General features: G+C 57.4%; 9 protein-coding genes. All 9 read left to right on the top strand.

All coding sequences use genetic code 11. The features are described from left to right. The first annotated feature begins 6 nt into the window (after positions 1–6). The 9 genes from murB (at position 7) to recN (ending at position 11,137) form a co-directional block, all read left to right on the top strand. The gene (murB, locus tag DSL70_RS11965; RefSeq protein ID WP_119308153.1) at positions 7–960 is read left to right on the top strand and encodes a UDP-N-acetylmuramate dehydrogenase; all 954 of its coding nucleotides are present in this window, start codon (positions 7–9) and stop codon (positions 958–960) included. Between the two features lie 42 nt (positions 961–1,002). Next, on the top strand, positions 1,003–1,344 hold the full coding sequence (locus DSL70_RS11960; protein WP_119308152.1) for a nucleoside triphosphate pyrophosphohydrolase family protein: 342 nt from the start codon (positions 1,003–1,005) through the stop codon (positions 1,342–1,344). A 258-nt stretch (positions 1,345–1,602) separates the two neighbouring features. Further along, complete coding sequence (locus DSL70_RS11955; protein WP_119308151.1) at positions 1,603–2,526, top strand: D-alanine--D-alanine ligase; 924 nt, start codon at positions 1,603–1,605, stop codon at positions 2,524–2,526. Next, the gene (locus tag DSL70_RS11950; protein WP_162916634.1) at positions 2,514–3,446 is read left to right on the top strand and encodes a cell division protein FtsQ/DivIB; all 933 of its coding nucleotides are present in this window, start codon (positions 2,514–2,516) and stop codon (positions 3,444–3,446) included. Before DSL70_RS11955 ends, DSL70_RS11950 begins: the two co-directional genes overlap by 13 nt. Beyond that, positions 3,443–4,768 (top strand): cell division protein FtsA, encoded by a 1,326-nt coding sequence (gene ftsA, locus DSL70_RS11945; RefSeq protein WP_119308149.1) that lies wholly within the window; start codon positions 3,443–3,445, stop codon positions 4,766–4,768. The genes DSL70_RS11950 and ftsA overlap by 4 nt, the downstream gene beginning before the upstream one ends. A gap of 205 nt (positions 4,769–4,973) precedes the next feature. Further along, positions 4,974–6,842, top strand: a complete 1,869-nt coding sequence (gene ftsZ / locus DSL70_RS11940; protein ID WP_119308148.1) for a cell division protein FtsZ — start codon at positions 4,974–4,976, stop codon at positions 6,840–6,842. A 296-nt stretch (positions 6,843–7,138) separates the two neighbouring features. Continuing rightward, the gene (gene lpxC, locus DSL70_RS11935) at positions 7,139–8,104 is read left to right on the top strand and encodes a UDP-3-O-acyl-N-acetylglucosamine deacetylase (protein ID WP_119308147.1); all 966 of its coding nucleotides are present in this window, start codon (positions 7,139–7,141) and stop codon (positions 8,102–8,104) included. 366 nt (positions 8,105–8,470) lie between these two features. Then, positions 8,471–9,289 (top strand): outer membrane protein assembly factor BamD, encoded by an 819-nt coding sequence (locus DSL70_RS11930; RefSeq protein WP_119308146.1) that lies wholly within the window; start codon positions 8,471–8,473, stop codon positions 9,287–9,289. Between the two features lie 168 nt (positions 9,290–9,457). After that, on the top strand, positions 9,458–11,137 hold the full coding sequence (gene recN / locus DSL70_RS11925) for a DNA repair protein RecN (RefSeq protein ID WP_119308145.1): 1,680 nt from the start codon (positions 9,458–9,460) through the stop codon (positions 11,135–11,137). Positions 11,138–11,139: the final 2 nt, after the last annotated feature.

Here is an 11,139-nt window from a genome sequence, read left to right as displayed (position 1 = left end):
GGCTTGATGATGTTTGCAGATCTGCTTGAAGAGCTGGGCGACTGGACGGGCAAGGTGCGTGGGCGCCTGTCGAGCAACTTCGATATTGCCGGGTTCACCTGGTTTCGGGTGGGCGGGCCAGCCCAGTTGTTCTTCAATCCGGCAGACGAAGCGGATCTGTCCTATTTCCTCAAGCATCTGCCGGAGAATATCCCGGTCACAACCATCGGGCTTGGCTCCAACCTGCTGGTGCGCGATGGTGGTATCGAAGGGGTGGTCATCCGTCTGTCAGGCAAGGCTTTCAGCTCTGTCGAGGTCGATGACGATTATGTCGTCCGCGTGGGGTCGGCGATGCCGGACATGCGTTTTGCCCAGCAGATGGCGCGGCAGGGAGTTGGTGGTTTTGCCTTCTACAAGGGCATTCCCGGCTCGATCGGCGGGGCCTTGCGGATGAATGCCGGGGCGCATGGCGACGAGACCAAACGGCGCCTTCTGGGCGCGCGCGCAATGGACCGTCAGGGCGATATTCACAAACTGACACCCGACGATCTTGGCCACGGCTACCGCTCCTGTTCGGTGCCTGCCTCCTATATCTTCACCGAGGCGACTTATCAGGGCGAAGCCGGTGATCCGGATGTATTGAAAGACGAGATGGACGAGGTTTCTGCCTATCGGGAGGAAAACCAGCCAACCAAGGAGCGCACCGGTGGCTCGACCTTCCGCAACCCTGATGGCATGAGTGCATGGAAGCTGGTGGACGAGGCGGGGTTCCGTGGCTTCAGTCTGGGCGGCGCGCAGGTTTCCCCCAAGCACACCAATTTTCTCATCAATACAGGTGATGCAACCGCCGACGACATCGAGCGGCTTGGCGAAACGATTCGCCAGAAGGTGCGGGCGATGACCGGGGTTTCCCTGCACTGGGAGATCAAGCGCATCGGAGCTTTCGCCGAGGGCAAGACGATTACGCCTTTTCTTGACTGACGAGCCCCTAAAGGGGACACAACAGCGGAAGGCTGAGGGGATATGGACGAGCTGAACGAGGGAAGCGAGACGCTGTCATCCCTTGGCGACAAGATCGCACAGGTCTCCGATATCTATGCTGAACGCTTCGCCATTGAGCGCGACGACCTCTGGCATCTTTGCAAGCTTTCCGAAGAGTTGGGCGAGCTGCATTCCGCCTTTCTCAGCCTCTCGGGGCGCGGACGGGATCGCGGCAAGAGCAAAGCAGAACTCGAACAGGCCGTGGAACAGGAGCTGGCCGACCTGTTTGCCCATCTTTTGTTGTTCGCAAAACACAGAAACATTAACATCGAGCAGGCCCTGCAGACCAAATGGTTTCGCTATCTTTCCTCAAAGCCTGAATAATCCCCTTTCAGACGAAATCTGGAATTTCAGTCAATTCAAGGGTTTGCCTCCATTTCCCCGTTCTTCTTCTGCTTCTGACGATGATAAGTGATTCTTGCTTATGATTTGTTAGGGATTTTTAACCATAACTATAGGGATCAAGTGCAAATTGCATGACCTGCAAGAGTGCCATCCTCTGGCCTCTGTGTCGTGCAAGGGTTCCGGCCAGAAATGTGGTTTTCCCGCACGGGATTTATTCTGGCAAAAGAGGTTTGGTTAATGGCAAAGCATGTTGCAGTGTTGATGGGTGGGTGGTCATCGGAGCGTCCGGTTTCGTTGAGTTCCGGAAAAGACTGTGCCGATGCACTCGAGTCTGCCGGGTACAAGGTGACCCGCATCGATGTCCAGAGAGACATATCCACCGTTTTGTCCGAACTGAAACCTGATGTTGCATTCAATGCCCTGCATGGCCCGTTCGGTGAAGACGGCTGCATTCAGGGGATGCTCGAAGTTCTTGGTATTCCTTATACCCACAGTGGCGTGCTTGCCTCTTCCTTGGCGATGAACAAGGAAAAAGCCAAGGATATCATGCGTGCTGCCGGAATTCCGGTGGCTGAATCCCGCGTTGTTCATCGGCTGGAAGCTGCCAAGTCCCATATCCTGCCGCCGCCTTACGTGATCAAGCCGGTCAATGAAGGGTCGAGCTTCGGCGTGCTGATTGTTGGCGCGGATCAGTCGCATCCTCCACAGGAACTTTATTCCGCAGATTGGCCCTACGGCGATCTGGTGATGGTGGAACGCTATGTCGGTGGTCGCGACCTGACATGCGCAGCAATGGGCGATCGGGCGCTCGATATCATCGATATCATCTCCAACAACAATACCTTCTATGACTATGACGCCAAATATGCTCCGGGCGGTTCGACGCATATTTTGCCGGCAGATCTTAAACCGAATATTTACCAATATATTCAATCGTTAACCATAAAGGCTCATCAGGCGCTTGGTTGCCGGGGTATTTCCCGCGCTGATTTTCGCTATGACGAGACTGCCGGAGAGGATGGCGACCTCATCTGTCTGGAAGTGAACACCCAGCCAGGCATGACGCCGACATCTCTGGTGCCTGACATGGCAAGGCATGCGGGCATGGATTTTAAAGAACTGGTCAGTTGGATGGTGGAGGACGCTTCGTGCGACCGATAAAGGGCAAACAGAAGGATGGCAGGACGGTGTCCGGTGGCGCTCGCAGAAAGCGAGCTGCGCAGGACCCCCGTGCCTATGCCTATGAGCAGCGTCGCCTGCCTTTCTACCGCCGGATCATTCCGCTGGCGGAGGCCTGGATTCCGCGCGGGTTCGGCTGGGGGCTCAGCGTCGGCTTTCTCGGCGTGACCATTCTCTATGGTGCCTCGATTGGTGGCGAGAACCAGACGACGCTGGAAAAGGCGTCGTCGGTATTCGGTCTCAAGGTAGAGGCTGTGTTGATCTCCGGCCAGAAGGAAGTGTCCGAGTCTGATATCCTGCGCGTGCTCGGCATCAATGAGGACAGCTCACTGCTGACCTTTGATGCCTATGATGCCCGCAAGAAGCTGGAAAGCATGAGCTGGATTGCCGAAGCGCAGGTGCAAAAACTCTATCCGAACAAGCTGCAGGTGGTGATCCGCGAGCAGAAGCCCTTTGCGCTGTGGCAGCGCGGGGAATATGTCTCCGTCATTGCCTATGATGGCTCGGTGCTGACCGATCACATCGATCCCGAGTTTGCCAAGCTACCTCTGGTCGTTGGCCATGGAGCGCAGCGGCAGGCTGCGGCGATGTTCGAACTGCTGGCGCAGTTCCCTTCGATCTCACGCAAGACACGGGCCGTGGTCTATGTCTCCGAACGGCGCTGGGATCTCTATTTCAAGAATGGCGTTCAGGCCAAGCTGCCGGAAGTCGGCGTGGCTGACGCACTGGAAAAGCTGCTTGCCTTCGATGAGAAGGGGGCACTTTCCCGCAAGGATATCACGACAGTTGACATGCGTCTTGCCGACAGGACGTTCGTTCGCATGAGCAAGGATGCTGCTGCCAAGCGTCGCGCTGCGCTGCGCACGCTGGGGGCAGACATTCCTCGGGAGGTGGAAACATGATCGGTTCTCCCTGGGGTAAACGGGATTCACGCGGACGTGGTCTCATTCACAAGCGGTCGCAGATCATCACCATTCTGGATGTCGGTTCGACCAAGATCTGCTGCATGATTGCGCGTCTTGTGCCGCGGCCACAGAGCGAGGCGCTGCCGCATCGCACCCACACCGTTCAGGTGCTCGGGTTCGGGCTGCATCAGGCACGAGGCATCAAGTCGGGCGTTGTCGTTGATCTCGATCAGGCGGAAAACTCCATCCGTCTCGCCGTTGGTGCTGCCGAAACGCAGGCCGATATGACGGTGCAGTCGCTGATTGTCAACGTGTCCTGCGGGCGCATCCATAGCGATACTCTCAGCGCATCGGTGTCCCTGAGCGGCCATGAGGTGGACGAGGTGGATATTCGCCGGGTGCTGCAGGCCGGAGCCAGCCATTTGCTGACGATGGACCGCACGGTGGTTCATTCCATGCCGATCGGCTATTCGCTTGATGGCGGCAAGGGCATCCGCGATCCGCGCGGCATGATTGGCGACGATCTGGCCGTAGACATGCATGTGGTTACGGCGCAGACGGCGCCCTTGAAGAATCTGGAACTGTGCATCAACCGCTGCCATCTCGACGTGGCGGCAATGGTTGCCACGCCTTACGCTTCGGGCCTTTCCTGTCTGGTGGATGATGAATCCGAGCTTGGGGTTGCCTGTGTCGACCTTGGCGGCGGGACGACGTCGATCTCGATTTTCGTCAACGGCCAGTTTGTTCATTCCGATGCCATCGCCATGGGCGGGCACCATGTGACCATGGATCTGGCGCGCGGTCTTTCGACCCGCCTTGCCGATGCGGAACGCATCAAGACGCTTTACGGCAGCGCCCTTCTGTCGCTGTCCGATGATCAGGAACTGGTTGCCGTTCCGCCGGTTGGCGACGATGACCGGGATCTGCTCAATCAGGTTCCCAAGGCCTCGCTGACGCGGATCATCAAGCCGCGCGTCGAGGAGATCTTGGAAGTCGTCCGTGACCGGATCGAAGCTTCGGGCTTTTCCGGCCATGTGGGACGACGGGTGGTGCTGACCGGTGGTGGCAGCCAGCTTACGGGCATGGCCGAAACCGCAAGGCGCATCATGGGACGGAATGTACGATTGGGGCGTCCGCTGGGCGTCGCCGGGTTGCCGGATATCGGAAAGGGACCTGCTTTTGCTACGGCGGTCGGCTTGATGATCTATCCGCAGGTTGCCCAGATCGAACAGTTTGAGAAAGTGCCGATCAAGCAAGCGCTCAATGGAAGCAGTGGTCGCGGCGGGATTTTCAGGCGCTGGTTTACGGAAAGCTTCTGATTTCGATTGGATAGTGTCGTGAAACACTCGTGAATCGTTGATCGGAATCAAGGGCTTGAGGTATATTGGACGGAATGATTCGTCCTGCTGCCTCACTCGAAAAGAATTGAAGAGAGAAATTGGAGCAGTATGAGTTTGCGTGGCTCCACAGTTAGGCGGATTGAGATCGGTAGCAATTCGATCCATGCAGTGAGATGAGGGTACTATGACCATCAATTTGAAGATGCCCGATATTACCGAATTGAAACCGAGAATCACGGTCTTCGGTGTCGGTGGTGCAGGCGGAAACGCAGTGAACAACATGATCGAGACCGGTTTGCTGGGTGTCGATTTTGTGGTGGCAAACACGGATGCGCAGGCGCTGACCCTGTCCCGGTCTGAACGTATTGTCCAGATGGGCATTGCGGTCACCGAAGGACTGGGCGCTGGCTCCCAGCCCGAAGTCGGGCGTGCTGCTGCCGAAGAAGTGATCGACGAGATCAATGATCATCTCGATGGCTCGCATATGGTTTTCATCACCGCAGGCATGGGCGGTGGTACCGGCACAGGGGCCGCCCCGGTTATTGCGCGCGCTGCCCGTGAGCAGGGTATACTGACGGTAGGTGTGGTTACCAAACCGTTCCATTTCGAAGGCCAGCGCCGCATGCGTCTTGCCGAAGCCGGGATTGAAGAGCTGCAGAAGAATGTCGACACGCTGATCGTCATTCCGAACCAGAACCTGTTCCGCATTGCCAACGAGAAGACCACCTTTGCAGATGCCTTCTCCATGGCTGACGAAGTGCTTTATTCCGGTGTTGCCTGCATTACCGATCTGATGGTCAAGGAAGGTCTCATCAACCTCGACTTTGCCGATGTGCGTTCGGTCATGCGCGCTATGGGCAAGGCGATGATGGGAACCGGCGAAGCTTCCGGCGATGGCCGTGCTCTTGCCGCTGCTGAAGCCGCCATTGCCAACCCGCTGCTTGATGACATCTCGATGAAAGGCGCTCAGGGCCTGCTCATCTCGATCACCGGCGGCAAGGATCTGACCCTGTTTGAAGTCGATGAAGCCGCTACCCGCATCCGTGAGGAAGTGGACGAAGACGCCAACATCATCCTTGGCGCTACCTTCGACGAAAACATGGAAGGCATGATCCGCGTGTCTGTCGTGGCAACCGGTATTGATCAGATCCTGACCGAGACCGTTGTTCCTGCCGACCAGCGCATGAAAGAGCTGACGGATCGCCTGCGCAATGTCGCAGCGCCTGCTCCGGAAGTCGCTCACAAGGAAGCCCCTGTTCAGGCTCCGGTGAAAGCACAGGCTGAACCTGTTCAGATGTCTGCGCCTGCCAAACCCGTCGAGAGCTTCTCGAACGATTTTGAAAAGCGTGAACAGTCGGTTGCTCGTCCTTCCGAGCAGGACCCTGCTGTTTCCATCGCTCCCTTCAAACCGGAAGCTGCCAGAGAGCCGATCGTAGAGGAAGAGTTCGTAGCCCCGACGGCGGTTCAGGAATCCACCGTTGACGCCGCAACGCCGTTCATCCCGCCGGTAGCGGAAGTTCCGGAAAATCTGCATCGCCCGATGCCGACCGTTGATGAACTGCCCCCGATGATCCAGCGTGAACTGGCTGCCCTGCGCAACAGGGAGGAGCATGATCACCACGAAGACGACACTCGTCCGATGAGCCTGCTGAAGCGTCTTGCTGCAGTTGGTCTTGGTCGCCGGGAAGAGGAATTCGACGGTCATCAGCAGGATGCCTATCATGCACAGCCCGCTCCGCAGGCTCGCATGGCACCTCAGGCTCCGCAGCATCAGCAGCAGGAAATGCCTGTCATGCCACGCATGAGCGCTCCTGCCTCACCGCAGGCTCCGATGTCTTCCATGAGCGGCATGCCGGCTTCCGGGTCTCCGCTCAATGAGTTTGCTCCTCGCCCGCAGCAGCAGCGCCCGATGCCGAACGCCGGTTATCAGCCGCAGCAGGGCCAGCTGGATGCCCAGGGCCGCATGGTTTCGGCCCCTGTTCAGCAGCCCCAGAGAATCAGTGAAGAAGACCAGGTTGAAATTCCTGCATTCCTGCGTCGCCAGTCCAGGTAACGGTTTGTTACAAGGCGATAATATTTCAAGTTATCAAAAGGCCGGCGTTCCATGAACGTCGGCCTTAAGTGTTTGTAATAGTGTATTTTTGTCGCGTTTCCGTGGGTCTCGTTCCTGCGCGGAAAATCCGTAACAATGGGTAAGAAAGCGTGATTTGGTAAACAGAAGACTGCCACGGTATGTTGACTTCGAAATAGATGCGAGGCGTATCGAAATTTGCCGCGCGGGCTGCGCCAACAGAGCGCTCTTAGCCTGCCCAGATCGGCAACAAGCCAGATACGATTAGGGACAAGAGAATGGCCAAACTGCTAAACGCCAAACAGACCACTTTGAAAGACCGCGTTGCGGTTTCAGGTGTCGGTGTTCATAGTGGCAAACCTGTAGAAATGATCCTGCATCCGGCGGATGCCAACACGGGCATTGTTTTCCTGCGTGTCGACCGCGAGAAGAAGACCGAGTTCGAAATCAAGGGTGACTATTCTTCCGTCATTGATACGCGTCTCTGCACCATCGTTGGCCACCCTGAAAAGGGCATGGTCGCGACGATCGAACATCTGATGGCCGCCCTGCGTGGCTATGGCGTCGACAATGTGGTTGTCGAAATCGACGGCGACGAAGTGCCTGTCATGGATGGCAGCGCCCGCGCCTATATCGATGCCATCGATCAGGTCGGTCTCAAGGAGCTTCCCTATTCCCGCCGTTACATTCGCGTTCTGAAGCCGGTTCGGGTGCAGAACGGCGATTCTGTCGGTGAGCTTCTGCCTTATGAAGGCCAGCGCTTCGATGTCACTATCGCTTTCGAGAGCGAGGCCATCGGCGTGCAGCACTTCGACGGTGAGATGACGCCGGATGTTTTCAAACGCGAAATCAGCCTAGCCCGTACCTTCGGCTTCATGTCTGACGTGGAACGCCTCTGGGCTGCCGGGTATGCACTCGGCTCGTCGCTGGAAAACTCGGTGGTGATCGACAACGATCAGAAGATCGTCAACCCCGACGGGCTGCGTTATACCGACGAGTTTGTGCGTCACAAGACTCTGGATGCGGTCGGCGATTTGTCGCTGGCTGGCGCTCCCCTGCTTGCCCATTACCGCTCCTACAAGGGTGGCCACAAGCTCAACTTCAACATGCTTGAAGCGCTGTTTGCCGATGCCAGCAACTGGGAGTGGGTCGAAGCCGTGCCTGCCTTTCGCAAGTCGGCGCGCGTTGGCACTTCAGTAGATACCGCCACGGTGCGGGTCGTTCTTGGTCCTGAAACCAACTGATGCTGTTTATGCCTGTGATGAGGAGGGTGGTGAAGGCCACCCTTTTTTGTGTCTGTGAGGCTCAAAATCGCTTGAACTTCAGACGATTTGCTTGCAAAGACCGGTTTGCTGTGTAGATTTGGTGAGGCTTTTGGTCTTGAGACACAATTTTTCCCCAATTGTGATTTCTCTGATGGCAAGTGTGTGCTTTGTTGTTAAGACAGAGGTCTTGGGGGTGACGACGTCGCGGCGGCTTTACGCGCGCTTATTGCCCCTCTGTCAGGGTTTGCTGATTTTGCTGGATCGGGATTCTTTGGCCAGATATTTGGAACAATCGTGTCCTTCGTACCGGTTGTTATTTGTTCCAGTTAAAGGATAGAAGCATCGATGGATTTTCTTTTCGCGAAACGGATCTGGTTCGGGCTCGCTCTCATTGCAGTTTCCGGCCTTGGTGCTTGTGCCAGCAAGGATCCATCGGATCTTGCCTTTGAGGAAATCCCTGCCGAGAAGCTGTATGCCGAAGGTCTCGTGGCCATGGAAACCGGTGACCGCAAGGGCGCGGAGAAGAAATTCGAGGAACTGGATCGCCAGCATCCCTATTCCAACTATGCTCGCCGCTCGATGATCCTCACCGCCTACACCTATTACAAGAGTGGTCAGTTCACGGAATGTATTTCCGCCGCTGAGCGCTTCCTGACACTGTTCCCCGGTGACGAGGATGTGCCATATGCCTACTATCTGATCGGCCAGTCCTACTTCAAGCAGATCCCCGATGTGACGCGTGATCAGGAAATGACGCAGAAGGCGCTGCAGGCGATGAACGAGCTGGTTCAGAACTATCCGGATTCTGAATACACCAGCGATGCTCGCCGCAAGATCCGCGTGACCATGGACCAGCTGGCTGGCAAGGAAATGCAGGTCGGCCGCTACTATCTCGAGCGCAAGGAATACATTGCCGCGATCAACCGCTTCAAGGTGGTCGTGACCGACTATCAGACCACCCGTCAGGTGGAAGAAGCCCTGATGCGTCTCGCGGAAGCCTATATGGCACTGGGCATTACCCATGAGGCCAAGACAGCCGTTGCTGTTCTGGGCCACAACTATCCTGACAGCAAGTGGTACAAGATGGCCTATAGCATGCTGAACAAGGGTGGTCTGGAGCCCGAGGTCAACAAGGGTTCCTGGATGGCGCGTGTTTTCGGCTAGGGACCTCGGTTTCCGCTGAAGCTGCTACAATCCTGTTGAAATGATCATGTTTTGTTCATGATGGATATGCCGTTGCCAATTGCTTTTGATGAGGCAGTTGGCATAGCATGACGCGCAAATCGAGTCAGCTTTGCGGCCGCTCATTGCTGTCTGTTCTATGAGGAAACCATGCTCGCCTCACTTTCAATTCGCGATATTGTCTTGATTGATCGCCTGGATCTGGAATTCGGCGATGGCATGACCGTTCTCACCGGCGAGACGGGGGCTGGCAAGTCGATCCTGCTGGACTCGCTGTCGCTTGCCCTTGGTGGCCGAGGCGACGGTGGTCTGGTGCGGGCTGGCCAGAAGCAGGGGCAGGTTGTCGCCATGTTCGACATTGCGCCGTCCCATCCGGTCTTTGCCCTTCTTGCCGAGCAGGGGCTCGACCATGATGGTGATCTGCTGCTAAGGCGGGTGCAGAATGCCGATGGTCGGACGCGGGCCTATGTCAATGATCAGCCGGTCAGCGCCGGTACCTTGCGGCTCATCGGCGAGGGTCTTGTCGAAATTCACGGTCAGCATGATGATCGGGCGCTGGTGGATGCTTCCCAGCACCGGGTCTTGCTGGATGCTTTTGGTGGGCTGCAGGGCGATGTTGATCGCGTGCGGGAAAGCTACAAGGTATGGCGCAAGGCCGAGCGCGATCTGGCTGCTTTGGAAAAGACCATCGAGGAAGCCCGCAAGGAAGCCGACTATCTGGCCGCCTCTGTCGAGGAGCTGGGCACTTTTGCTCCCATCGTCGGGGAAGAAGAAGAACTGGCTCAGCGGCGCACGACCATGATGCAGTCGGAGAAGGTCGCCACGGATCTCAATGAAGCCTACGAGGTGCTGGATGGCAATGGCTCGCCCATTCCCTCGCTTGCCAGCATGATGCGGCGGCTGGAACGCAAGACCGAACAGATGCCGGGGCTGCTGGAGCCGACACTTTCCCATCTCAACATCGCACTCAATGCGCTGGAAGACGCCCGCAGCAGCCTTGAAGAGGCGCAGCGGCGCACGGATTTTGATCCGCGCGAACTGGAGATGATTGAGGAGAGGCTGTTTGCCCTGCGCGCCCTGTCGCGCAAGCACAAGCTGCCCTCCGATGAACTGGCCGGGCTACTGGAGCGCATGCGGGCTGAATTGGATGCACTGGATCATGGCGAGGAGCGTCTGGTTGCCCTGCGCGCTGCAGCCAGTGACACCAAGGTTGCCTATGACAAGGCCGCCGCCAGCCTCAGCAAACAGCGGGCAAAGGTGGCCAAGGATCTGATCAGGCAGGTGATGGCCGAGCTGCCATCGCTGAAGCTGGAAGCCGCCAAATTCATTGTCAACCAGACTGCCGAGGCGGACAGTCGCGGCGAAGACGGCATTGACCAGATCGAGTTCTGGGTGCAGACCAACCCGGGCACCCGTCCAGGCCCGATGATGAAGGTGGCGTCAGGTGGCGAGCTGTCGCGTTTTCTGCTGGCCCTGAAAGTGGCCATGGCGGACAAGGGCTCTGCACCGACACTGGTGTTCGATGAGATCGACACCGGGGTTGGCGGCGCAGTCGCTGACGCGATCGGGCGGCGTCTGGCACGGCTGGCACAAAACGTCCAGGTTCTGTCCGTGACCCATGCGCCGCAGGTTGCCTCGCGGGCCAACGCTCACATGCGCATCGCCAAGACGCCGGTCAAGGGCGAAGACCGGGTCGCAACCGGCGTGACGCTGATCGATGGTGACCATCGTGAGGAAGAAATTGCCCGCATGCTGGCTGGCGAAGTGATTTCGGATGAAGCCCGGGCTGCGGCGCGGCACCTCATTTCGGGGAAGACAACAGGAGCATAGGC

This window comes from Cohaesibacter haloalkalitolerans (assembly GCF_003574655.1).
Lineage (GTDB): Bacteria > Pseudomonadota > Alphaproteobacteria > Rhizobiales > Cohaesibacteraceae > Cohaesibacter > Cohaesibacter haloalkalitolerans.
The sequence above is the reverse complement of the archived record's forward strand: the minus strand, read 5'-3'. Positions and strand labels throughout refer to the sequence as shown.